A 24,046-nucleotide genomic window follows, 5' to 3' on the forward strand; every position below is an offset into this window, starting at 1 on the left:
GGGCCGTTCCTACTCGCTCCGGCTGCGAATGTCAAAGTGTCTCGCCACGCCATGTGTAGATGGCGATGCCGCCGGAGCGTCCGCGAATCCTTGTTTCGAACGGTCCGGTCAACTGGCCTGCCTGCGATGGAACAGCCCCCGGACCCGCAGCATTGAGCAGGTTGGCGCTGAGTGCAAGCTCTGCGCCGCGGCTTGCCGCCACCTCCATGAGCCGCTGTGCGACATTGACGGTATCACCCGTCGCGGTGATCTGCTGCCGGTCGCCGCTACCGAGCCGTGAGGCGACGATCGGGCCGCAATGGGCGCCGAGCTTGAAGCCTATCTTCCTGCGGCGAAGCTCTGGATGGCCTGCAAGGAAGCTGCGTGTACGGTCGGCAAGCCGCACGGCGCAGGCTGCTGCCCGGGCTGCATCGTCCGCTGTTGGTTCCGGCAGCCCGAAGAGGATCATGGCTCCATCGCCCATGAAGCTGGTGATCGCCCCGCCAAGCAACCTTACTTCCTCGTCGATCAGTTCGAAGAAGCTGCTGAGGATCTCCCGTACCGCGGCCGGTCCGACCGCCTCGCTGAGGCCGGTGAAGCCCGAAAGATCGATGAAGACGACGGATGCATTCTGGCGCACCGGCTCGGCCAAAAAGGCCGGGTCGCGCGCGAGCCATTCCCCGAGGCCCGGCGCTTCGATGCGCTGCAGCCGCTCGGACTGGTCGGCGAAGTGCCGCGCACGGCTGCGGTCGCGCCAGAGTTCTGCGGCCCCGAAAATAACTGCGGGTGGAAGGGCGGCGGCAATCGGCAATGCAGCACTCAGCCAGTAACCGTTCGCGAAGGCAGCAAGGTTGAGCATCGCCCAGACAATGACCGTCAGGCCGATGATAACGAAGCCGAGGGCGCTGCGGCGCCATGCGATCAGTGCGACCAGAAGAATGGGCAAGGCCGTCGCAATGCCGGCATCCACCTGCCGTGTCCTGCTGTCACGCACCATGCCGTCGCCTGCTATCAGATGCGTGATCGCCGTCGACATCACTTCGACGCCCGGCAGGATGGGATCGAACGGCGTCGGAAAGACATCGCCGCCGCCGGTCACGGTCGCACCGATCACCACCACCTTGCCGGTAATGGCATCCGCCGGCAGCTTGCCATCGAGCGCGTCGACAGCGCTGAAGGTGCGGATGCTGCCTGCAGGACCATAGAAGGTCAGCGGCAGGCGCTGGCCCGTGTCCGTTGGAATGCGGCGGGCGCCAAGCCGGATGCCATCCTTTTCGATCAATGGTTCGGCGCCGAGCGCAACCGAGGCGACGCGCAACGGAAAGGCTGCATCCAGCCGGTCGGCGGCGCGAGAAAACAGCGGAATGAATCGCGGTACGCCGCTCTGGTCCGTCGCCACATTGACGATGCCGAGCGCCGCAGCCTCTGCGAAGCGAGGCTGCGGCAGCAGAAGCTGCTGCGCTTCGGGGATCGCGGCAAGCGGATCCTCCGCATTCGCTGTCACCGACTGGAGACTCTGCGGAAAGGTCGCAGCACCGGCGATGATGCTGGGCGTCGCCCCAATGGCTGTTGCAAGCGCCGCATCCCCCTCCTCCGTGTCGGAATCGACAAGCAATATATCGAGAGCCAAGGCCTTTGGTTTCAACGCGCCGATGGACGTGACGAGCTCCGCAAGCCTCTCCCGCTTGAGCGGGTAGCCATGTGCTGCGGCGGTACGGTCATCGATCGCGATAATGGAAACGATATCGGGCGGCGCGCGGACGCCGACGATCGTGCTGCGCAGATCGGCTAGCGTGGCCTCCATGCGCTCCATGAGGCCGGAGTCCGACTGCAGATGGAAATAGCCGAGCACCGCTCCCCACAGACCGGCGAGCAGCAGCGCGATCACAGTCTGAAGCCGACGGTTCATGAGACGACTTATTGACCGAGGCGTGAAAGAAGCGCCGCGACGCGGGGCGCCGGCCACGTGCGAACGGTGAGCGCAGCGGTTCCGCGCGTTACGTCCACACCCTCGCCCGGTCCAAGCACGACGGCTGCACCTGCCGGACGCCGTACGCCAACGCGCCCGCGTGTGACCAGTACGGAAGTCGTGCCGCCTTTGACATCGACGGCCCATTGCGTACCGCGGACGGCTGCGATCGCCTGCGGTGTCACCACCTGGAAGCCGCCGCGGTGCTGGCTGCTGTCGACGTCGACGAGCGCAGCCTTGCTGCGCAATGCAAGCGAATCCGGACTGCCGTCGCGATTGCGGTCGGTGAGTTTGAAGGACGCGCCACGCTCAGCCGTGATGTTGACGCCACCAGGGCAACGGAAAATCTGGTTGCCGTTTGCCGCACGCGAAATCGCGCAGCCGGCAGACTGGGCATAAGCTGCGCCATCAGGCAGCAGGCTGGTGATCAGCACAGCGGAAAACAGGCTGCGGGAGATTGCTGACATGGCTTTCATGATCCGCCCCTCGTGACTCGCCGGCACATTCGCAAATGCGCCGGCCGGCCCATACTAGCTGAATTCGCCGGTTTCCCTATGCAAAAACGTGAAATTGCGCAAGTCATTCAGGGCGCGCGTCGCTCAACTCATGCGTCGGCTGGCGAAGGCCCGACATAGCGGGCACGCGGGCGGATCAGATGGCCGCTTTCGATCTGCTCCATCGCATGTGCCAACCAGCCGGCCGTGCGCGCCAGCGCAAAGATGATGATCGGTGCCTCCTCAGGCAGGTCGAAGGCTGCGGTCATGGCGGTAAGCGCGAAATCGACATTGACCTTCTCGCCCACCATTTCTTCGCCGGCCACCTGCACATCGCGAAAGACAGGCGGCACGTCGAAAGAGGAGAGCAACACGCTCGCCCGCACATCACCATCGGGATAAAGCGGATGCCCGAAGGCGACAGGCTTACCTCCCCGCAGCAGCAGGTGGCGGATCGCATGCTCCGCCCCAGCGCCGGATGCTGCCTTGGCAAGGGCATCGACGCTTCGCCATGCCGAACCATGCAATGGTCCGGTCAGTGTTGCGAGACCCGAGAGCACGGCGGCAGAAAGTGCTGGCCCCGTCGAAACCGTGACGCGGACGGCGAAAGTAGAGGCATTGAGCTCATGATCGGCGAGCATGACAAGCGCCCGCCTGAGGCAATCGGCAGCCTCCGGCCTGCCCCAGCATGCAGCAAGACGGTGATGCAGCGGATGATCCGTCGATCCCGGCGCCAGCGCATCGGCGACGGTTGAAAGCACGCTGCATGCTTCCATCTGCAAGGCAGCGCGCGCACGTCCGAGAGACGGCAGATCGGCGCTCACCCGTCCCGCCAGCGCCAGCAGCACGGCTTGAATGGAAGGCGCCGCCGGCTCCAGGGCAGAGGCCGGTACGCAGGCAAAACTCTCTGCATTCCACAGTATCAGCGCCGTCTCTTCCAGCGTCGCATGAGCTGAAAGCTCTGCCGCATCCTGCCCCCGATAGAGCAATCGTCCTGCGGCGATGGTCGAGATTGACGATGTCAGTACCGGATCGCCCCAGCTGATCGCTTCGGCGGCGACCGTCTCGCTCTTGCGCCGGCCGGCATGCCGCTCGGCAAGCCGCGTGACATCGCTTTCCTGATAGAGGCTGCGGCGTGGATCGGCAGGGTCGGCCTTGGCGCGGATCCGCCCGCGGCTGACATTGGCATAAAGTGTCTGCGGCTTGGTGCCGAGTTCGGCCAACGCTTCCTCCGCTGTCAGCCAGCTCATGTCAGCCTCACATTGATCAATTACGTCAAGATTGACGTCAACTAAACTAGAGCCGATCTTTCATCCGGTAAAGGAGAAAGACCTATGAAAAATGGTTTGGAAGATGTCATCGCCGCTGAAACCCAGCTCTCGGATGTCGACGGCGAAGCCGGCCGGCTGATCATCCGCGGCGTATCGCTGGATCATCTGGCAGGAAGCAGCACCTATGAGGATGTCGCCGCCCTGCTGCTGGACGGCCTGATCGAGCCGCATCTCGACGCAAGCGAATTGCGCCGCCGGCTCGGCCAGGCGCGCATGGAGGTTTTCGCCGAAGTCAAGACTGCCGATACTCGCCTGCTGAAGCTGCCGCCGGTCGATGCTATGCGTGCTCTTGTTGCCCGCCTACCTGACGGCGAGGATATAGATACCGTGCTCCGTCTGCTTGCCGCACCCGCCGTCTTCCTGCCGGCGGTTCTGCGCCTGCAGCGAGGCGAAAAGCCGCTAAAGCCCAATGCGGGCCTCTCACAGTCGACGGACATCCTGCGCATGCTCTCAGGCGCGGTGCCGAGCGCCGAGCAGACCGCAGCCCTCGACACCTATCTCGTGACGATCTCGGATCACGGCCTGAACGCCTCGACCTTCGCATCGCGTGTCATCGCCTCCACCCGCGCCGGCCTCACCTCCTCGGTGCTGGCGGCGATCAGCGCGCTGAAGGGACCGCTGCATGGCGGCGCGCCGGGACCGGTGCTCGATATGCTCGATGGGATCGGAAGCGAGGCCAATGCCGGCCCCTGGCTGCGTTCCGCGCTCGATCGCGGTGAGCGGCTGATGGGCTTCGGCCACCGCGTCTATCGCGTGCGCGACCCACGTGCGGACGCCCTGAAAAATGCGCTGAAGCCGCTCGTTGCCGCAGGCCAGGTCAATGCCATCAGAATCGCACTTGCCGAAGCCGTGGAGCAGGCAGCGCTCGCAATCCTCAGGGAACGCAAGCCCGACCGGCCGCTGGACGTGAATGTGGAGTTCTATACCGCGCTGCTCTTGGAAAGCCTCGGCTTCCCCCGCGACGCCTTCACTGGCGTATTCGCCATCGGCCGCACCGTCGGCTGGATTGCCCATGCCCGCGAACAGGCACTGGAAGGTCGCCTCATCCGCCCGCGCTCGGTCTATGTCGGGCCGTTGCCGGAAGCGGCGTGATGTGAAGAAAAAGGCCGCTCCCTCGTTGTTGAGGGAGCGGCCGAATTTTAAACCAACCGGCTCTGTTCCGTCGCAGCTTCGATGAAGCTTGCAAAGAGCGGATGCGGGTCGAGCGGGCGGGACTTCAGTTCCGGATGGTACTGAACGCCGATGAACCAGGGATGGTCAGGATATTCGACCGTCTCCGGCAACACGCCGTCAGGCGACATGCCGGAGAAGACCAGGCCGCAATTTTCCAGCCGGTCCTTGTAGTCGATATTGACTTCATAGCGGTGGCGGTGACGCTCGGAAATATCGGTCGAGCCGTAGATATCCGAAATCTTGGTGCCCTTCTTCAGCGCCGCCTTGTAGGCGCCGAGACGCATCGTGCCGCCGAGATCGCCGGAAGCGGCGCGCTTCTCCAGCGCATTGCCCTTCACCCACTCTGTCATCAGGCCGACGACCGGCTCCGGCGTCGGGCCGAATTCGGTCGAGGAGGCATTCGGAACATCAGCCAGATTGCGGGCAGCCTCAATGACGGCCATCTGCATGCCGAAGCAGATGCCGAAATACGGCACCTTGCGCTCGCGGGCAAAACGCGCCGCATGGATCTTGCCTTCCGAACCGCGCTCGCCGAAGCCGCCGGGCACCAGGATGCCATGGACCTTTTCGAGGTAGGGCGCCGGATCTTCCTTTTCGAAGACTTCCGACTCGATCCATTCGAGCTTCACCTTGACGCGATTGGCGATGCCGCCGTGATGCAGCGCTTCGATCAGCGACTTATAAGCATCCTTGAGGCCGGTATACTTGCCGACGATTGCGATCGTTACTTCGCCTTCCGGCGTGCGGATGCGGTTGCAGACCTCTTCCCACTGGTCGAGGCGCGGCTTCGGAGCCGGCTCGATGCCGAAGGCCGCGAGCACTTCGTCGTCCAGGCCTTCCTTGTGATAGGCCATCGGCACGTCGTAAATATTGGCGACGTCGAGCGCCTGGATGACGGCGGAGGGACGCACGTTGCAGAACAGCGACAGCTTGCGGCGTTCAGCTTCCGGGATTTCCCGGTCGGCGCGTACCAGCAGGATGTCGGGATGAATACCGAGCGCCTGCAGTTCCTTGACGGAATGCTGCGTCGGCTTGGTCTTCAACTCGCCGGCTGCCGGAATATACGGCATCAGCGTCAGGTGGACGTAAACAGCCGTGCCACGCGGCAGGTCGTTGCCGAGCTGACGGATCGCTTCCATGAAGGGCATCGCCTCGATGTCGCCGACCGTGCCGCCGATCTCGCAGATGACGAAGTCGTAGTCGTCATTGCCTTCGGTGACGAAATCCTTGATCTCGTTGGTGACGTGCGGAATGACCTGAACGGTCGCGCCGAGATAGTCGCCGCGGCGTTCCTTGTCGATGATGTTCTTGTAGATGCGGCCGGTGGTGATGTTGTCGGTCTTGGTCGCCGAGCGCCCTGTAAAGCGCTCGTAGTGGCCGAGATCGAGGTCGGTTTCCGCGCCGTCGTCAGTGACGAAGACTTCGCCGTGCTGGGTCGGGCTCATAGTGCCCGGATCCACGTTCAGATAGGGGTCAAGTTTGCGAAGCCGGACCCGATAACCACGGGCCTGCAACAACGCTCCGAGAGCCGCGGCCGCAATTCCTTTTCCGAGGGAAGAAACCACGCCGCCAGTGATGAATACGTATCGCGCCATGGGAGTCACCGGATACCTTTTCAAAAACGATTCCACCAGCCCAAAAATTCTTTTCCGGAACTTTTGGTGCGTGGCGCAGGAATCTGAACAAAAGAAAACCGGCAGACCCGAAGGCCTGCCGGCGGTTTATTTTCTGAACCGGCTTATTGTCCCGTGGGGACGCCGGAAGGCTGTGCCGGCGCAGTCGCGGCCGGTGCCTCAGGCTGAGCCGGAGCCGTCGTCGTCGGAGCAGTCGCCGCAGGGGCGCTCGCAGCCGGAGCCGGAGCCGGGGTTGCTGGTGCCGAAGCTGCAGGGGCAGCCGGTGCCGGAGCGGCAGCGCCGCCGTTCGGAATGCCGCTATTGTCAGCCGGCTGTGCCGGAGCCGGCGTATTGGTGCCGCCGAGCGAATCGAGGATGCCGTTGCCCTGCCCGCTCGTTGCCGGAATGCGGTTGAGAATATCGGTCGGGCGGCTTTCGTAACGGGTCAGGATACCGAGGCCGAGCGAGGTGAGGAAAAACAGCGTCGCCAGGATCGCCGTCGTGCGCGTCAGCGCATTGGCCGTGCCGCGGGCCGACATGAAGCCCGATCCGCCGCCGATGCCGAGGCCGCCGCCTTCGGAGCGCTGGATGAGCACGACGCCAACGAGCGCGAGCACGATCATGAGATGGATGACAATCAATACGGTCTGCATGGGTCCAGTCCTGCCCGTCTGAGGACGGACATAAAGTAAAAATCTGGCGGCTCTTTACATGAGGTCTTGAGCTATTCCAAGCCCTTCGGCCAGGAATATACAATCGCCTCAGGCAAGCAGCGCTTCATATGTGCCGTAGATGGCGAGGAAGTCCGTGGCTTTCAAGCTCGCCCCGCCGATCAGCGCACCATCGACATTGTCGACGGCGAGCAGCTCGCGGGCATTTGCGGGCTTGACCGAACCGCCGTAGAGAATGCGCATACCCTTGCCCTCGTCGCCGAAGCGCAGGACGAGTTCGTCGCGGATGAAGGCATGGACGATTTCCACATCCTTTGCCGTCGGCGTCAGTCCCGTGCCGATCGCCCAGACGGGTTCATAAGCGATGACAGTATTTTCGGCCGTCGCCTCCTCGGGCAGCGAGCCGGAAAGCTGGCGCTTGAGAATGTCGAGCGTCTGATAGGCGTCACGCTCGTCGCCGGTCTCGCCGACGCAGACGATTGCGGTGAGATCAGCCAGATAGGCGGCCTGCGCCTTGGCCCGCACCATATGATCGGTCTCGGCATGGTCGATGCGCCGTTCCGAATGGCCGACAATCACATAGGTGCCGTAGCAATCGGCAATCATTTCGGCCGAAATGTCGCCGGTATGCGCCCCGGATTGCGCCTGATGGCAGTCCTGGCCGCCGATCGCGAGCGGGCTGTCGGTGGCGAGTGCGGTCGCCACATAAAGCAGCGTGGCCGGCGGGCAGATCAGGGCTTCGACTTTTTCCGACAAGGGGGAGCTGACGCCTTGGGCAATCGCCTTGATCTGGTCCAATGAGGCACGTGTGCCGTTCATCTTCCAGTTCCCCGCCACGAGCGGGCGTACGTCAGGTGTCATGCTGCTCCTCCCAAAATCCGCATATCGGGCGGCCTTAGCAAAAGCTTGCGGTAAAGGAAAGCGCCCCGCGTAACGTTGGGGGAATATGATCGTTTAAAAGCTCTGCGCGGTGTGAAATCCGTCCGTTCAGGACGCCAGAATCCAGTTCAGCACTTTCCGCCAGTCGATCATGCGGATCGGCGTCCCGTGGTTGCCATTCTGGAAGAGCGTGAAATGCGTCGGGTACTTCGCTTTGTAGAGCTTTTCGAACAGCGCCTGCTGGTCGGTTGCCGCATAAACAGGATCGCGGCTGCCATGGGCAAACCACAGCGGCAGCTTCGCTTTGTAGAACGGGCTCTTCGCAAAATCCGGATCAGAGACCCCGCTCATGATCAGCATGCCCTTCAACCGCTTGACGCTTTCGGCATCGCGCGTGATGCCCCAGCAGATCTGGCTGCCCATGGAGGCGCAGCTCAGAATGACCGGCCGGCCGGGCGATTGCACGCTCGCATAGCGGATCAGCCCGCCAATGGCTGCAACGCCATTGGCGTCGAAGGTCCTGACGGTCGGCGAATAATAGATGCCGCCATTGCCGGCCGTAAGGTTCTTCAGCCGGTTGAAATTGCCGCCGAAGGAATAGTCGTTGGCGCCGAGCCGCCGGTCGCCGTCGCGACCGTGGATGAAGATGACCGTGAAGGCGGCATTCTGAGTCGGTCCCACGCTGGTGACATCGAGCCTGATGCCGTCGAGCGACAGCGTTTCATCTGCCTGCAGTTTCTTCACGCCAAGCGAGACATATTTCTGCTGCACCCGCTTTTGCGGGATCTGGTCGCGCCCGTTGATGTCGCGCATCTCATCGTAATCGATCACATCGAAGGCGCCGTCATCGCCCGTCTGCAGCACTTTCTGCGTTGAAAACAGATCGTCCTTGTAGGGCGGCAGGGCATCGGCTGTGGCGGTCGTGATGGCCGCGGACAGGAAAAAGGCCGCAATTGCGGTAATTATGGTGCAATGACTTGTGGACATCGGCATGCGGATGGTTCCCAGAGAGCTGCCGCGACTTGCCATTCGGCGTCCAGCAACGCAAATCACATCTTGAAAAGCTCCGCAAATCCGGGGCGCGTCGCGTATCGGGGCGCTTTCTGTCAGAATCCCCCTGATTCGCAAACGCGATGCGGACTGTGACTATTGTGGGCCAGCGGCGGCCCTTCACGAGAATAAGATCTGAACGGTTCCATGGAAGACAGCAACGACCTCTTTTCCGGAATGCCCCTGTCCCAGAAGCAGGAGGAGGCTGCAAAGCCTGCCGCGCCAGCCGAACGGCCCGCTGCAGCGGCACCGGCAGCCCCTCGCCCCGCCCCGGCGACGTCGAACGGCGATGATTACGGTGCATCCTCGATCCGCGTTCTGGAAGGCCTGGAACCGGTTCGCATGCGCCCCGGCATGTATATCGGCGGCACCGACGAAAAGGCGCTGCACCACCTCTTCGCCGAAGTCATCGACAACTCGATGGACGAAGCGGTGGCCGGCCATGCCGATTTCATCGATGTCCATCTGGATACCCAGGGCTATCTGACGGTCACCGACAACGGCCGCGGCATTCCAGTAGAGAACCATCCGCAGGTTCCCGGCAAATCGACGCTCGAAGTCATCATGACCAAGCTGCATGCCGGCGGCAAATTCGACGGCAAGGCCTATGAGACCTCGGGCGGTCTGCACGGCGTCGGCGTCTCTGTCGTCAACGCTCTGTCGGATCATCTCGAAGTCGAGGTCGCCCGTAACCGCAAGCTCTATCGCCAGCGCTTCTCGCGCGGGGTGCCGCAGGGCGGGCTCGAAGAGCTGGGCGATGTGCACAACCGTCGCGGCACCAAGGTTCGCTTTCATCCCGACCCGCAGATTTTCGGTGATCATGCGAAGTTCGATGCGGCGCGTGTGTTCCGCATGGCCCGCTCCAAGGCCTATCTCTTCGGCGGCGTCGAGATCCGCTGGAGCTGCGAGCCGGGAGTGCTGCCTGAGGGATCGGATCTGCCCGACAAGGCCGTCTTCCACTTCCCCGGCGGCCTCAAGGATTACCTGCAGGCAACGATGGGCAAGGAATTCACGGTCACCCGCGAGATCTTCGCCGGCAAGACCGAGAAAGTAGCCGGCCACGGTGCACTGGAATGGGCGATCACCTGGTATGGCGGCGATCCGCAAGTCCATTCCTACTGCAACACCATCCCGACGCCCGAAGGCGGCACGCATGAGGCCGGTCTTCGCATTGCGATGACCAAGGGCCTGAAGAGCTATGCCGAGCTGACGCAGAACAAGCGTGCCGCACAGATCACCACCGATGACGTGATGATCTCGGCAGTCGGCATGCTCTCGGTCTTCATCCGCGAGCCGGAATTCGTCGGCCAGACTAAGGATCGTCTCGCGAGCGTCGAAGCCCAGCGCCTTGTCGAAAATGCGCTGCGCGACCCCTTCGACCATTATCTCGCCGACAATCCGAACGAGGCCGAGAAGCTTCTCGACTGGGTGATCGAGCGCGCCGAAGAGCGCCTGCGCCGCCGCAAGGAGAAGGAAGTCAACCGCAAGACAGCAGTGCGCAAGCTGCGCCTGCCCGGCAAACTCGCCGACTGCTCGCAGAACACCGCCGAAGGCGCCGAACTCTTCCTGGTCGAGGGTGACTCGGCAGGTGGTTCCGCCAAGCAGGCGCGCAACCGCGCCAACCAGGCGATCCTGCCGCTACGCGGCAAGATCCTCAACGTCGCCAGCGCCGGCCGCGAGAAGCTCTCGGCCAACCAGCAGATATCCGATCTCGTCCAGGCGCTCGGCTGCGGCACGCGCTCGAAATACCGCGAAGAGGACCTTCGCTACGAACGCATCATCGTCATGACCGATGCCGACGTCGACGGCGCGCATATCGCCTCGCTGCTGATTACCTTCTTCTATCAGGAGATGCCGGAGCTCGTTCGCGGCGGGCACCTCTTCCTCGCCGTGCCGCCGCTCTACAAGATCACGCAAGGGGCAAAATCCGCCTATGCCCGCGACGACGAGCATCGTGCCGAGCTGATGGAGACGGAATTCAAGGGCAAGGCCAAGATCGAGATCAGCCGCTTCAAAGGTCTCGGCGAAATGCTGCCCGCCCAGCTCAAGGAAACCACGATGGATCCGTCCAAGCGCACGCTTCTGCGGGTGCTGATCGACGAGGTGGATTTCGAGGGCACGCGTAACGCTGTCGACGACCTGATGGGAACCAAGGCCGAAGCCCGTTTCCGCTTCATCCAGGAGCGTGCGGCCTTCGCAGAGGATCTGGATATTTAAGTTGTAGCGAATTCATCGAACTGACGAAGAACCGTTACGAGTCCGTCAAATTACCGGCGCAATAGAACGGCCGGCGCTCTGTCCTCCAGCGAGGTCCACGCAGCGCCGGCCGTTCTGTTTCAACCCTTTGCCGGATATTTGCCATGACCAAGCGTTTTCTTGCGACTGCCGCTTTCGTTCTTCTGTCCAGCGCCGCTTCCGTTTACGCGACCGATATTGGCGCGACCGTCGAGACCGCCTGCCCGTTCGGCGATTGCGCGGCAGCGACCTCCCTTTCCTATCTCGGTGAATTCGTCATCCCGACCGGCCAGATGGAAAACGGCGTCGAATTCGGCGGCATTTCCGGCCTCGATTTCGATGCTGCGACCGGCCATTACGTCGCCATCAGCGACGACCGCTCCGAAAAGGCCCCGGCCCGCTTCTACGATCTGGATATCGATGTCAGCGCCGAAGGCCTCAAAGGCGTCACCATCGTCAAGCACGTTACCTTTCAGGACAAGAACGGCCAGCCTTTCGCTATCCGCACCGTCGATCCGGAATCCATCCGCTTCAGCAAGGACGGCATCTACTGGGGCAGCGAGGGTGACGCCAAGGCGCTGATTGCCCCCTTCGTCCGCGTCACCTCGCCTGACGGTGCTTTCGTGCGCGAGTTCAAGCTGCCGGACGGTTTTGCACCGACCGCCGACAAGTCGACCGGCATCCGCGACAATCTCGCTTTCGAGGATCTTGCCGTATCCCCATCCGGTGACGTTTTCGTCGGCGTCGAGGCAGCCCTCTACCAGGACGGCCCGAACCCCAGTCTGACAACCGGCAGTCTCTCACGCATCATCCGCTATGACGGCGCAACCGGCGAGCCGAAGGCTCAATATGTCTATCCGGTCTCACCGATCCCACAGGCTGCCGCCAAGCCCGACGGCGGCAACGACAACGGCATGTCGGAAATGATCGCCCTTGACGATCATCGCCTCCTCGCCGTCGAGCGCAGCTATGCCCAGGGCTTCGGCAACAACATCAAGCTCTTCATGATGGATCTCGACGGCGCGACCGACGTTTCCGGCATCGCTTCGCTTGCCAAGAACGACCAGCGCGTCGTCCCGGCTCGCAAGAGCCAGGTGCTGGATCTGCGCGCCATCGGCCTGACGCCTGATAATATCGAGGCCATGGCGATCGGTAAGGCAAAGGACGGGACCGACGTTTTGATCCTCGGCGCGGACAATAATTTCTCGACCGGCCAGAAGACTCAGTTCCACGCCTTCAAGATCAACCGCCGCCCGCAATAATATCTCAAGGATTTACGGACCAGATAACCACGCTTTGTCCGGGCGGACCTTGAAACCGCCCGGTTCATAGCCCATAAACTAGGACAACAATAAAAAGAGGCGCGCGTGGGTGTGTTTGATCGTCAGAAAACCAATACGGAGCCGCGATGGCTGGGGCCGTCGGCGACGATACGTACGCCGCTGATACCCTCCATTTCGGCTGCCCGCTGGCTGCTCGTGCTTGTTGCCGCAGCCGGCGTCTATTTCTTCTATGGCTTCGTGGTGCCTGTGCTCGCAGCCCTCGTCATAGGCTTTGCGAGCTGGCCGCTTTACCGCAAGCTGGTTGCCCGCGTCGGTGGCAATACGACGATCGCCGCGACGATCGCGATCATCCTCATCGTCACCTTCCTCGTCATTCCGATCAGCCTTGCGGTTGCCTATACGACCGGTGAAGTGCGCACCTGGGTCGCATGGGCGATCCACGCCAACCGCTTCGGGGCGGAAACGCCCCAATGGATCGTCGCCTTGCCTCTGGCCGGTTCCTACCTCGACGAACTTTGGACGAAATATATCGGTAGCCCCGGCGCCATGGGTGAGCTCATCCAGGCCGTCAGCGGTGCCAATATCGGCAATATCTACCGCGCAATTCTGGCGGCCGGCGGTGGTGCCTTCCACCTGTTCCTGACGCTGCTCTTCATGCTGATCGCGCTCTTCTTCGTCTATCGCGACGGTTTCTCCTTCTCCAAGCAGATTGACATGCTCGGCGAGCGTATCCTGCCGAACCGCTGGGAGCGTATTTCCCGCGTCGTGCCTGCCACCATCAGCTCGACCGTCATGGGCATGACGCTGATTGCCATCGGCGAAGGCATCGTGCTCGGCGTTGCCTATTGGATTGCCGGCGTACCCTCGCCCGTCACCCTTGGCGTGCTGACCGGCGTCATGGCGCTGATCCCGGGCGGAGCGCCGCTCTCCTTCACCCTGGTATCCGTCTATCTGCTGGCCAGCGGCTCGCATGTCGCCGGTATCGGTCTGTTCGTCTGGGGCACGGTCGAACTCTTCATTGTCGACAAGACACTGCGCCCCAAGCTCGTTGGCGGACCGATCAAGCTGCCGTTCCTGCCGACCTTCTTCGGCCTCGTCGGCGGCGTGAAGACGATGGGCTTCCTCGGCCTGTTCATCGGCCCGGTGCTGATGGCGCTGCTGGTCGCGATCTGGCGCGAATGGATACATGAAGTCCGCGCCGCCGATGCGGGACCGCAGATCATCCTCGACGAGCAGGCGCCGCCGGTGCAGCGTGCTGCCGAAGGCTAGGGCCTTTCCGGCTTAGGCCAGCCGCTTTTCCATGAAGAGGCTGAGCGGATCCGGCTGATAGGAGCCGAACGGCTCGATCTCGCGATATCCGTATTTCCTGTAAAGGCTGATCGCCTCCGGCTGATAGATACCGGTCTCCAGGCGGATTGCGTCGAAACCCTTCTCCCTGCCGATCTCCTCCAGCCGGTCCATCAGGCGGCTGGCGATCTTCAGGCCCCTCGCCTCGGGATCGACGAACATGCGCTTGATCTCGGCCGTCCCGTCACCTGCCTCCACCAAAGCACAGCAGCCGACGATCTCGCCGCCGTTACGCGCCACGAAGAAGCTCACGGATGGCTTTTCCAGCGTGGAGATATCGACGAGGTGGTTGCTCTCGGGCGGATAGAGCGACTGCGCATAGGCGTCGGAGAGATCAAGAAGGCGGATCACGCCATCCTGGCGCGGCGGTTCCAGAGCGATGGTGACGGACATTTTCTCTCTCCTGTTCCGGCGAAACGCGTGATTTTTCCCTTGATGACAAGGAGTTAATATCGCTGCCTTCATTCCGTTGGAATTGTGCTTTCGAAGGGGATGACACGCTCAATAGCCATGGAGGCAAAATATGCAAGCCGTCCTCATCGCCATGACGATCCTCGGTTGCGACGATTCCGTCAGCCAGTGCAATTACGTCGCCACGGTCGACAAACACTGGGAAACCGTCGTCGCCTGCGATGCCGAGGCCGAACAGCGGCTGAAGACTTATGCCAATGCCAGCTATCCGACCGTCATTGCCGTCTGCGAGGCGCCGAAGTCGCTTGCCGCTACCGAACCGGCCAATCCGGCGCCCGCTGCGCCAGCAGCGCCCGAGGTAGCCGAACAACGGGATGGCCTTGGCGGTTTTGTGGATACTATTGCCGGGCGCGTGCGCGCCAACTTGCCTTCCGGCCAGGACGTGAAGAACAGCCTGGCGAAACCGCTGCACTTCGTCTCTGCAAGCTATTCCTGGGCTGCGGCCCGGTTTACCGACTAGGCCGCTGCAAGCGAGGCATAAACACGGGCCGACCGGCGCTGCTCGGCCACATGAAGCTTCTCGACCATATCGAGCAACTCGCCGACCGCGTCATGCTGCCCGACCCGGCTGTGGAATTTCTGGAGCAAGCGCCCGCAGATGCTGCCGAGCAGCGAGGCCGAGGTGTTGCGCGAAGCCTCGCGCCACAGGAATGTCGCTTCCACGAAAATGATGCTGATATCGCGCGGCAGGCCCGCCGATTCATAGAGCGCGCGCACGGCATGCATGCGGCCCGTGGCAAGGATTGCCCGCACGCGCCGGTCGCTGCAACCTGACAGGTTGACGATGGCGCAGGCGAAGAATTCCACCTTGCCGCAGCAGAGCGCGTGCATAAGGAAGGAAGGCGTCAGCCGGTCGTTCAGGCGAAGATGTTCGACGAGATCTGGCACTTCGATCGGCGCGATATCGCCGGCGATGGAAACGATCGCCGCTTCCGTCGCCTCGCGGCTGATGCGCTGCAGCCTCTGCAGGCCGATTGCCGCCTGCGCCAGCGGCAGGCCGACCAGCGCATTGCTGACATGCTGCGTCAGAAGCTGGCGGGCATCGGCCGGCAAATCGATGCGGTCGAGAAGCAGGTTTCTGATGTCGCTGACATCACCGAGCCGTTCGGCAATCCGCTTCAGGGATTGGGCGGAAATCGCCGCGCCGTCATTTTCGAGCAGGCAGAGAATTTCGTCCTCGTCGCCGACTTCGGCAAGTGCCGCCGAAACGGGGCGGGTCAGATGGGCGCGTGCCGCAATCAGCATGCGCGTTGCACCGCTGCCGCGTGCTGCGAGATCGACGAGATCGGCATCGGTCAGGACCGGCGAGCAGGTCACCGCATGGCAGGCGATCTCCGGCTGGTCTTCGGCAAGCGAGAGAATGATGTTGCGCGGCGAATGCGGCGCCCAGGCGATCGCTTCGGCGAGCGCAAGCCGCACACGCGGCGACGGATCGTCGAGCAGGTAGGTCATCGCCTTTTCAGCAGCGTCGCGCCGCTCGTCCGACATTTCCGATTTGAGATAGACGCGTCCCAGAGCATTTGCAGCGGCCGCCCTGTCAGCCGTCTTGGCCGTTTCGACCCAACGAAGAAATGCTTCAATGATCACGACAACGCCCCAGCACTGAACGCGATTCCTTCGCGTCTTATTTAATACAAGGACGATAGCCGGAAAAAGTTTATGATTGGTTCACCATATTTATTAGGCTTTGTTCAAGCCTTGTGCCGAGGTCAGACCTTCGGCCTGAACATTTCGAAGACCTCGCTGCCTTCGCAATAGTCCATGTAGCCCATGCGTGCGATCGGCCGCGCCAGCGCCACATCGAACCGGCCATCTCTGACGATCGCCTCATCGATATGGATGCCGACGACCTCTCCGAAAACGAAGACATTCTCGGATGCTTCGCCGGACAGCGTCTTCGGCTCAATGATCTCGGTCACCTTGCATTCCAGCGCGGCGAAGGCCTCTGTCACATAGGGCGCATCGATGAGCTCTGCCTGCTTTGGGGTCAGCCCGGCGAATTCAAACTCGTTGGTGCCGTAGGGCAAGGCGGCCGAGGTCAGGTTCATCTTCTCCGCGAGGTTGCGGCTGACGAAATTGCAGGTGAAGACGCCGGTCTCCCTGGCGTTTTTCTGGCTATGCTTGTGCCCGCTCGATGAGAACATCACCAGCTTCGGCTTGTCGGCTACCACATTGAAGAAGGAATAGGGCGCGAGATTGATCGACCCGTCCCTGCCCTTGCTGCCGATCCAGCCGATCGGCCGTGGCGCGACGATCGCCTTGAAGGGATCATGCGCCAACCCGTGCCGGTTGGTGTCCGTTGTGTAGAACATCAGTCTTCACCGCCGAGCCAGGTGACCGTCTCGGTTAGCTCAGGGCGTGGACGCTCGACGGGTGGAAAGGTAGTGGAGCCGATGTGGATGAAACCGGCAACCTTTTCGCCCGGCTGGACGCCGAGCAGCGGATAGGCGCGCTCGTCGAAGGCGAACCATTCTGTCAGCCAGTTGGCGACATAACCATGCGCATTGGCAGCCAGGATGACGTTGAGGCACAACGCGCCCGCCGACATGATCTGTTCCCATTCCGGGATCTTGAAATGCGGACCGGCCTTGCTGACGATGCCGACGACGACAGGCGCACGGGTAAAGCGTGCGCGTTCCACCAGGATCATTTCCTCTAAGAGATCGGGTTTTGCTTCGAGCGCCAGCTTCAGCAGTTCTTCGCCCAGCCGCACGCGCTCTTCGCCGCGATAGACGATGAAGCGCCAGGGGGCGAGCTTGCCGTGATCGGGAACGCGCGATGCAAGGCGCAGGATTTCCTCGATCTCGTCCCTTGCCGGTCCCGGTTCGCACATCTGGAACGCAGGGATGGAGCGGCGCACGGCGAGATAATCGATCAGCTTGATGTCGGATTTCATGCGGGAGAAACTCTCATTTGTATGCAGAGGCTGGCCACAGGTCTTGAATTTGCCATGGCATTGGTCTTGAAGTGGACTCTGCGATTTCAGAAGTCAATCGGTTCACGAACAGGATGTTTGGCATTTTGCCTTTTGCACGGATCGGCCTTGCTGTTGCCCTGATGTTGCTGACGCCGTTTGGCGCCGCCGCCCAGGACGCCTTCAAGGAGTTCAAGCAGCTCGAATCGACGCCGAAAATGCCGAAGCTCAACGCGTTCATCGCGCCAGGCACGACGCAGGAGGGCGTGCATCTGCGTGACGTCTCGCTGGAAGCCAAGCTCACGGCCGATGGCGCGCCTGTCGAAGACGGGCTTTCCTGGTATGTATTCAGTCCCGTCGCTGGAAATGATGGCAAGCTGCCGCTCATCGCAAGCTCCCGCGGTGGCACCGCAGCCTTCCAGCTCGCTGCCGGCGATTATTTCGTCAACGTTTCCTTCGGCCGCGCCGGCGTCACCAAGAAGCTGACGGTGTCGGATGAAGGCGCAGTCGACAAGCAGGTGATGGTTCTCGATGCCGGCGGGCTGCTGCTCAACGCCGTCTCCGGCTCCGATGTCCGCATTCGGCCCAACCAGCTGAGCTTCTCGATCTATTCCGCGGAAGTCCGCGACGACGGCGAGCGCGGCCTTGTCATGGCCGATGTGCCACCGAATACGGTCGTGCGCCTCAACGCCGGCACCTATCACGTCGTCTCCGAATACGGCAATGTCAACGCGACCATCCGTGCCGACATCCAGGTGGAGGCCGGCAAGCTCACCGAAGCGACGATCCAGCACAGGGCGGCACAGATCAATTTCAAGCTGGTCTCGGAAACCGGTGGCGAAGCGATCGCCGATACCGCCTGGTCGATCCTGACGGCAGCCGGCGACAGCGTCGGCGAAAGTGTGAGCGCCTTTCCGGCCATGGTCCTGGCGGAAGGTGAATACACGGCGGTCGCCCGCAACAAGGACAAGATCTATCAGCGTGACTTCACCGTCGCTGCCGGCGTCAATACCGATGTCGAAGTGCTGATGAAGAACCAGCAGGCCCAGCAGCCGATTGCTCCGGCCGCCACAGCCGTGCCGCCAGGACAGGCCGCGGCCGGGCCGAAGGGTGTGCCCCAGCCGGGCGGCGAGATCCCGCCGCAGCCGCCCTTGCCGTCCTATGAAGATCTGCAAAGCGGCGACGGCGCCAGCCTCGACTGACGCCGCGTCCGAAATCTCCGGAAATGCTCAGCTTGCGCGCTTGAGGAAGGCCTTCTTCTTCGGCGCCATCGAGAAGACTGCGTCAAAGAGACGGGCGAGCAGATCCTTGCGGTCGCTGCCGCTGCTGAGTTCTTCCCAGGACAGTACCCTACCCACATGCGCGGTGATCGTGCTGCCTGAAAGACGGCGGAATTCGCGGATGAGCAGCGACAGGCGCAGCGTCATCGAAACCCTGCTGGCGAGATGGAAGAGCCGGCCGTTCTGGCCCTCGAAATAGATCGGCAGCACGCTGGCGCGGGTCGCCTGGATGAGCTTGGCCGGGAACATCTTCCACGGCAGGTCTTCGGCGCGGCCGAAGCCCTTCTTGGCGGTGGCCACGCCACCAGCCGGAAAAATCACGATCGTCGTGCCTTCCTTCAGCAGGCGAACTGCCTCGTGCCGGCTCTTCATGTTCATCGCCATCGCTTCCTTGGTCTCCTCGAAGGAGATCGGCAGCGAATAAGGCGCCATTTCCGGCACCTTCAGGAGATCATTGTGGATCAGTACCCGGAATGGACGACCAATCTGCTCGGCTAGCGCCAGCACTGCAATGCCATCGCCGATGCCGAAGGGATGGTTGGCGACGATGACGATCGGCTCGTCCGGCACCGGCTCGAGCGGCCAGCTGCCCTTCACATTGATCTCGACATCGATGAGGTCGAGCATCTTGCCGAAGACGCGGTCGCTTTTGCCGACAATGTCGGAGCGCCAGATGTCGTAGAGCCGTACATAGCGGTCACGGCCGGAAAGGCCCTCGATGGAGCGGATGAGCCAGCGCTTCAGGCGCGGATCCCGTTCGTTCGCGTAGGAAAGCTCTTTGAAGCGCACTCGAATGCCTGCCGGGATGAAACCCGTCCCCTGTTTTTTGGCGGCTATATTACTGTTGCATGTCAGATTTCTGACAGCGCCGAGCAGATCAATGCCGGGCGCTGCCATTATCCAAAAGGCAATTTTCAGGCTGCCTTGGCCTTCTTTGCCTCGAGCTTACGACGGATATCGGGCGCAGTCGCCTCCAGGGCAAGGCTTTCGACAGCCGAATCCAGCGACATCGATGTCTGCTCCTGGCTGCCGAGGCGGCGGATATTGACCGTGCGCTCCTCGGCTTCCTTCTTGCCGCAGACGATGATGACGGGAACTTTCGTAACGGAATGTTCGCGGATCTTGTAATTGATCTTCTCGTTACGGAAGTCGGTCTCGACATGCAGTCCGGCTTCGCGCAGCGCCTCGGCCACTTCCTGGCCGTAGCCGTCAGCTTCCGAGGTGATCGTGGCGACGACGACCTGCAGCGGCGAAACCCACAGCGGCAGATGGCCGGCGAAGTTCTCGATCAGGATGCCGAGGAAGCGCTCCATCGAGCCGCAGATGGCGCGATGGATCATCACGGGCTGCGTCTTTTCCGAATTGCTGTCGATGTAGAAGGCGCCGAAGCGTTCCGGCAGGTTGAAGTCGACCTGCGTCGTGCCGCACTGCCATTCGCGGCCGATCGCGTCCTTCAGCGTATATTCGAACTTCGGCCCGTAGAAAGCGCCCTCGCCCGGCAGGATGCCGGTCTTGATGCGTCCCTCGGACTGCGCCTCGATCGTCTTCAGCACATCGGTCATGACGGCTTCCGCCCGATCCCAGAGCGCATCGGTGCCGACGCGCTTGTCCGGACGGGTGGAGAGCTTCACGACGATTTCCTTGAAGCCGAAGTCTTCATAAACCGAGAGGATCAGGTCGTTGATCTTCAGGCATTCGGCTGCCATCTGCTCGTCGGTGCAGAAGATGTGCGCGTCGTCCTGCGTGAAGCCGCGCACGCGCATCAGCCCGTGCAGTGCGCCGGAGGGCTCGTAGCGATGCACAAGGCCGAATTCGGCGAGACGGATCGGCAGTTCGCGATAGGATTTCAGGCCATGCTTGAAGATCTGCACGTGGCCGGGGCAGTTCATCGGCTTTAGCGCAAAGACGCGGTTATCCGCTTCCTTGTCTTCGGGATGCGTCATGGCATGGGCCGATTTCACGGCGAACATGTTTTCCTGATACCAGCCCCAGTGACCCGAGGTTTCCCAGAGTGCGGTGTCGAGCACCTGCGGCGCGTTGACCTCTTGATAGTCGACGGCGAGCCGACGACGCATGTAGGAGACGAGCGACTGGAAGATGCGCCAGCCCTTGCCATGCCAGAAGACGACGCCCGGACCTTCTTCCTGGAAATGGAACAAGTCCATTTCGCGGCCGAGCTTGCGGTGGTCGCGCTTCTCGGCTTCGGCCAGCATATGCAGGTAGTTATCGAGATCGGCCTGGTCGGCCCATGCCGTGCCGTAGATGCGCGACAGCATGGCGTTGTTGCTGTCGCCGCGCCAATAGGCGCCGGCAACCTTCATCAGCTTGAAGGCGGTGCCGATCTGGCCGGTGGAGGCCATGTGCGGGCCGCGGCAAAGGTCGAACCACTCGCCCTGGTGATAGATCTTCAGATCCTGCCCTTCGGGAATCGCATCGACGAGCTCGACCTTGTACTGTTCGCCCTTGGCGGCAAAAACTTCCTTGGCCTTCTCCCGCGACCACACTTCCTTGGTGAAGGGCGCGTTGCGGGCGATGATTTCCTTCATCTTCTTTTCGATCTTGGGCAGATCGTCGGGCGTGAAGGGTTCGTTCTTGGCGAAGTCGTAATAGAAGCCGTTCTCGATCACAGGGCCGATCGTCACCTGCGTGCCGGGCCATAGTTCCTGTACGGCTTCAGCCATCACGTGTGCGGCGTCATGCCGGATGAGCTCCAGCGCGCGGCCATCCTTGCGTGTGATGATCTCGATCTTGCCGTCGGTCACGGCATCGGAAAGGTCGCGCACGGTGCCGTCGATCGCAATGGCGACGGCGCTCTTGGCAAGCGACTTGGAAATGGATTCGGCAACATCCTTGCCGGTCGCGCCAGCCGGGAAGCTGCGTACCGAACCATCGGGAAATGTCAGGGAAACGGATTGGGACATTCAAATTCTCCTTGTCCAGTCCCGCCAACGAATGCGGGTGGTTGAAACGGAAGCGTCATCCACCGGGAATGCCGCTGCCGCCTGATACTGATATTTGGTGTCTGAGTAAAGGAGAAGCGAGCCTAGAGGACCATATCGAAAAGGCCGCGCACTGTGTTCCAGTTGCGCATCGTCCCCACGCCCATGCGCTTGGTCGTGAGCGCCGATAGCAGCTTCGATTGGCTCGGCTTGCCGTGGAAATCGATCCAGAGATCGCAACCGACAAGCTTCATCCGCTGCCCTTCGGCAAGGAGCGGCTTCAGCGCTTCCACCTTGTCCGGGTCGATCGGCAGCCGGTTGACGCGCACGATCACCTGGTCGCCAACGCCGTCCTTGAAGGGATTGGCGCTGCAGAGCGCCATCCAGGTGCAGTCGCTGCGCACGATGATATCGACATGCTTGCCGAATTTTTCTTCAAAAGCCTCCTCCAACTGCTCTTCGACTTCGTGCGGCCGCATTTCATCTGCCTCGAACACGAGGTTGCCGGTGGAGACCAGCGTGCGCGGTTCACGATAGCCCAACTCTTCGGCAAGCTTTCGCAGATCTTCCATGATCACGCGCCGCTCGGAGGTCAGGACGATGCTGTGCAGAAGTGCGATGAAGGTACACACCTTATGCCTCCTTCCGCCCGAGCCCGAAATAGCGCCACGGCGTAAACCAGCGGAAACGGGATTCGAGGTTGTCAGGTACCGGATCGAGCCCACTTGTGCCGCCCGGACCGCACCGGCCGACGCGGAAGAGCGTCATCCAGCCGCCGGCCCAGAGCCCATGGCGGGCGACGGCCTCATAGCCATATTCGGAGCAGGTCGGGATATGCCGGCAGGAATTGCCGACGAAGCCGGAGAGCGTCAGCTGATAGAGGCGGATGAGCCCCATGCCGAAAAGCCGGTCAGGCGTCTTGCGGAACGGGCCTTGGTAGTTGCGCGAAAATCTCTGCAGCGGTCGGGCGCGAGGCTTCGGCGCGGCGGCACCGCCCTCGTCTTCCTCTTCTTCGCGCAGCAGACAGAATTCGCACATAGCTTACGCCTCGACGGTTTCAGCGCGCTTTGCCTCTATCTGGCCGATGGCATCGACGACGGCGTCGAAGGTCAGCATGGTGGAGGCATGACGCGCCTTGTAATCACGCACGGGAAGGAGATAGCGCATGTCGGCGAACCGTCCATCTGGCCCCTCGCCATCCGCTTTCAGCATGGCGAGCATATCCTCGCGCGCCTTGCGCACTTCGCCTGATGTCGCGCCGACAACATGGCGGGCCATGATCGAGGAGGAGGCCTGGCCGAGGGCGCAGGCCCTCACGTCATGCGAAAAGGCGCTGATCCTATCGCCATCCATTTTCAGCCAGATGCGCACTTTCGAGCCGCAGAGCCTGGAATGCGCCTGGGCGCTCGCATCCGCATCGTCAAGCGTGCCGGTCAGAGGAATATTGCCGGCAAATTCGAGGATTTTGCTGTTATAGATGTCATCCATGACGGATTTGGCTCCAAAAACGCCTAAAAGCGACGCTAATTCTTATGTGATTGTCATGTAAACAAAAAACACACAGTCAAACGACAGCATACTTACATACCAGGGTCGTCTTCCTATATGTATGTCGTTCGAGGGCCATTGAAATGCAATGGCCCCGGATAAGTTTGATTGGGAAACCGTGCCGGAAGGGTTCGAGAAAGCGAGCCTGGAAAGCCCCGGAGCCTGCCAAAGGTGCAAGAATTCCCGCTTGGGGTACCAGTGGCTAGTCCGAATAAGGTCCGCGTTGCGGACCAGGAGACCATTGAATATGGACGCCATCGTCAAGAATTTTCCGCAGACCGCCCGTGAATCCGATCGCCCCTCCCAGCAGGAGGCAGAGGACGCCGTTCGTGTCCTGCTGCGCTGGGCTGGCGACGATCCGTCGCGTGAGGGCCTGCTGGATACGCCTGCCCGCGTCGCCAAGTCTTATCGCGAGCTCTTCGCCGGCTACGAGATGAGCCCGGAAGACGTGCTCGGCCGGACCTTCGAGGAGGTTGCCGGTTATGACGACATGGTGCTGGTGAAGGACATTCCCTTCTTCTCTCACTGCGAACATCACATGGTGCCGATCATCGGCAAGGCGCATGTCGCCTATATGCCGGACGGACGCGTTCTCGGCCTGTCCAAGATCGCCCGCGTCGTCGAAATCTACGGCCGCCGCCTGCAGACGCAGGAAACGATGACCTCGCAGATCGCCAAGGCCATTGATGAGACGCTGCGCCCGCGCGGTGTCGCCGTCATGATCGAGGCCGAACATATGTGCATGGCCATGCGCGGCGTTCAGAAGCAGGGCTCGACCACATTGACGACAACCTTTACTGGAACGTTCAAGACTGAACCGGCCGATCAGGTCCGATTCATGACAATGGTAAGGGGCCGCTGAGATCAGCT

23 protein-coding genes are annotated in these 24,046 nt (G+C 61.8%); 7 read left to right on the forward strand and 16 right to left on the reverse strand.

Features of this window, described 5'->3' with window-relative positions:
- Nucleotides 1–31 precede the first annotated feature (31 nt).
- The 3 genes from AB8B33_RS08455 to AB8B33_RS08465 all read right to left on the reverse strand — a co-directional run bounded on the left by AB8B33_RS08455 (nt 32) and on the right by AB8B33_RS08465 (nt 3,692).
- Nucleotides 32–1,888 (reverse strand): CHASE2 domain-containing protein, encoded by a 1,857-nt coding sequence (locus AB8B33_RS08455; RefSeq protein ID WP_439014996.1) that lies wholly within the window; start codon nt 1,886–1,888, stop codon nt 32–34.
- Between the two features lie 8 nt (nt 1,889–1,896).
- Nucleotides 1,897–2,415, reverse strand: coding sequence for a FecR domain-containing protein (locus tag AB8B33_RS08460; protein ID WP_310388315.1), 519 nt, complete (start codon nt 2,413–2,415; stop codon nt 1,897–1,899).
- A 137-nt stretch (nt 2,416–2,552) separates the two neighbouring features.
- Nucleotides 2,553–3,692, reverse strand: a complete 1,140-nt coding sequence (locus AB8B33_RS08465) for a citrate synthase (RefSeq protein WP_439014997.1) — start codon at nt 3,690–3,692, stop codon at nt 2,553–2,555.
- Nucleotides 3,693–3,776: 84 nt separating this feature from the next.
- On the opposite strand from AB8B33_RS08465, the gene AB8B33_RS08470 reads away from it, so the two are divergent.
- On the forward strand, nt 3,777–4,865 hold the full coding sequence (locus tag AB8B33_RS08470; protein WP_439014998.1) for a citrate synthase/methylcitrate synthase: 1,089 nt from the start codon (nt 3,777–3,779) through the stop codon (nt 4,863–4,865).
- 47 nt (nt 4,866–4,912) lie between these two features.
- Here AB8B33_RS08470 and AB8B33_RS08475 read toward each other — a convergent pair whose 3' ends face one another.
- The 4 genes from AB8B33_RS08475 to AB8B33_RS08490 form a co-directional block, all read right to left on the reverse strand.
- Nucleotides 4,913–6,541, reverse strand: coding sequence for a CTP synthase (locus AB8B33_RS08475; protein WP_310388093.1), 1,629 nt, complete (start codon nt 6,539–6,541; stop codon nt 4,913–4,915).
- A gap of 143 nt (nt 6,542–6,684) precedes the next feature.
- A complete protein-coding gene (secG, locus tag AB8B33_RS08480) occupies nt 6,685–7,212 on the reverse strand; it encodes a preprotein translocase subunit SecG (RefSeq protein WP_439015001.1) in 528 nt (175 codons plus the stop codon).
- Between the two features lie 108 nt (nt 7,213–7,320).
- Nucleotides 7,321–8,091 carry a triose-phosphate isomerase gene (gene tpiA / locus AB8B33_RS08485; RefSeq protein ID WP_310388097.1) on the reverse strand — a complete coding sequence of 257 codons (771 nt, stop codon included), beginning with the start codon at nt 8,089–8,091 and terminating at the stop codon, nt 7,321–7,323.
- A gap of 126 nt (nt 8,092–8,217) precedes the next feature.
- A complete protein-coding gene (locus AB8B33_RS08490) occupies nt 8,218–9,102 on the reverse strand; it encodes an alpha/beta hydrolase (RefSeq protein ID WP_439015003.1) in 885 nt (294 codons plus the stop codon).
- 204 nt (nt 9,103–9,306) lie between these two features.
- Between AB8B33_RS08490 and parE the strand changes: the two genes are divergently transcribed.
- The 3 genes from parE to AB8B33_RS08505 all read left to right on the forward strand — a co-directional run bounded on the left by parE (nt 9,307) and on the right by AB8B33_RS08505 (nt 13,946).
- Nucleotides 9,307–11,376: a DNA topoisomerase IV subunit B gene (parE, locus tag AB8B33_RS08495; protein ID WP_113323450.1), complete on the forward strand. Its 2,070-nt coding sequence runs from the start codon at nt 9,307–9,309 to the stop codon at nt 11,374–11,376.
- Nucleotides 11,377–11,519: 143 nt separating this feature from the next.
- Complete coding sequence (locus tag AB8B33_RS08500; RefSeq protein WP_439015005.1) at nt 11,520–12,656, forward strand: esterase-like activity of phytase family protein; 1,137 nt, start codon at nt 11,520–11,522, stop codon at nt 12,654–12,656.
- A gap of 105 nt (nt 12,657–12,761) precedes the next feature.
- Entirely contained in the window at nt 12,762–13,946 is a 1,185-nt protein-coding gene (locus tag AB8B33_RS08505; RefSeq protein WP_113323448.1) for an AI-2E family transporter, read from the forward strand.
- A gap of 12 nt (nt 13,947–13,958) precedes the next feature.
- Here AB8B33_RS08505 and AB8B33_RS08510 read toward each other — a convergent pair whose 3' ends face one another.
- The gene (locus tag AB8B33_RS08510; protein WP_439015007.1) at nt 13,959–14,417 is read right to left on the reverse strand and encodes a GNAT family N-acetyltransferase; all 459 of its coding nucleotides are present in this window, start codon (nt 14,415–14,417) and stop codon (nt 13,959–13,961) included.
- Between the two features lie 130 nt (nt 14,418–14,547).
- Here AB8B33_RS08510 and AB8B33_RS08515 point away from each other — a divergent pair, with 130 nt between their 5' ends.
- Nucleotides 14,548–14,955 carry a hypothetical protein gene (locus tag AB8B33_RS08515; RefSeq protein ID WP_310388107.1) on the forward strand — a complete coding sequence of 136 codons (408 nt, stop codon included), beginning with the start codon at nt 14,548–14,550 and terminating at the stop codon, nt 14,953–14,955.
- Here the strand turns inward: AB8B33_RS08515 and AB8B33_RS08520 are convergent.
- From AB8B33_RS08520 to AB8B33_RS08530, 3 genes are all read right to left on the reverse strand, one after another.
- Complete coding sequence (locus AB8B33_RS08520; RefSeq protein WP_439015010.1) at nt 14,952–16,082, reverse strand: DUF2336 domain-containing protein; 1,131 nt, start codon at nt 16,080–16,082, stop codon at nt 14,952–14,954. The genes AB8B33_RS08515 and AB8B33_RS08520 overlap by 4 nt on opposite strands.
- A 122-nt stretch (nt 16,083–16,204) precedes the next feature.
- Nucleotides 16,205–16,807 (reverse strand): flavin reductase family protein, encoded by a 603-nt coding sequence (locus AB8B33_RS08525; RefSeq protein ID WP_439015011.1) that lies wholly within the window; start codon nt 16,805–16,807, stop codon nt 16,205–16,207.
- The gene (locus AB8B33_RS08530) at nt 16,807–17,391 is read right to left on the reverse strand and encodes a nitroreductase family protein (RefSeq protein ID WP_439015013.1); all 585 of its coding nucleotides are present in this window, start codon (nt 17,389–17,391) and stop codon (nt 16,807–16,809) included. Before AB8B33_RS08530 ends, AB8B33_RS08525 begins: the two co-directional genes overlap by 1 nt.
- A 113-nt stretch (nt 17,392–17,504) precedes the next feature.
- On the opposite strand from AB8B33_RS08530, the gene AB8B33_RS08535 reads away from it, so the two are divergent.
- Nucleotides 17,505–18,611, forward strand: a complete 1,107-nt coding sequence (locus AB8B33_RS08535) for a hypothetical protein (RefSeq protein WP_439015015.1) — start codon at nt 17,505–17,507, stop codon at nt 18,609–18,611.
- Nucleotides 18,612–18,638: 27 nt separating this feature from the next.
- Here AB8B33_RS08535 and AB8B33_RS08540 read toward each other — a convergent pair whose 3' ends face one another.
- From AB8B33_RS08540 to AB8B33_RS08560, 5 genes are all read right to left on the reverse strand, one after another.
- Nucleotides 18,639–19,478: a lysophospholipid acyltransferase family protein gene (locus AB8B33_RS08540; RefSeq protein ID WP_439015017.1), complete on the reverse strand. Its 840-nt coding sequence runs from the start codon at nt 19,476–19,478 to the stop codon at nt 18,639–18,641.
- Nucleotides 19,479–19,603: 125 nt separating this feature from the next.
- A complete protein-coding gene (thrS, locus tag AB8B33_RS08545) occupies nt 19,604–21,610 on the reverse strand; it encodes a threonine--tRNA ligase (RefSeq protein ID WP_439015019.1) in 2,007 nt (668 codons plus the stop codon).
- A gap of 122 nt (nt 21,611–21,732) precedes the next feature.
- On the reverse strand, nt 21,733–22,260 hold the full coding sequence (locus AB8B33_RS08550; RefSeq protein ID WP_439015021.1) for a DUF1697 domain-containing protein: 528 nt from the start codon (nt 22,258–22,260) through the stop codon (nt 21,733–21,735).
- 1 nt (nt 22,261) lies between these two features.
- Nucleotides 22,262–22,666: a membrane protein insertion efficiency factor YidD gene (gene yidD, locus AB8B33_RS08555; protein ID WP_310388121.1), complete on the reverse strand. Its 405-nt coding sequence runs from the start codon at nt 22,664–22,666 to the stop codon at nt 22,262–22,264.
- Nucleotides 22,667–22,669: 3 nt separating this feature from the next.
- Nucleotides 22,670–23,116 (reverse strand): iron-sulfur cluster assembly scaffold protein, encoded by a 447-nt coding sequence (locus AB8B33_RS08560; RefSeq protein WP_037102481.1) that lies wholly within the window; start codon nt 23,114–23,116, stop codon nt 22,670–22,672.
- A gap of 307 nt (nt 23,117–23,423) precedes the next feature.
- Here AB8B33_RS08560 and folE point away from each other — a divergent pair, with 307 nt between their 5' ends.
- Entirely contained in the window at nt 23,424–24,038 is a 615-nt protein-coding gene (folE, locus tag AB8B33_RS08565) for a GTP cyclohydrolase I FolE (protein WP_037102484.1), read from the forward strand.
- The last annotated feature ends 8 nt before the right edge of the window (nt 24,039–24,046 follow it).

Source organism: Rhizobium sp. 768_B6_N1_8, assembly GCF_051811225.1.
Taxonomy (GTDB): domain Bacteria; phylum Pseudomonadota; class Alphaproteobacteria; order Rhizobiales; family Rhizobiaceae; genus Rhizobium.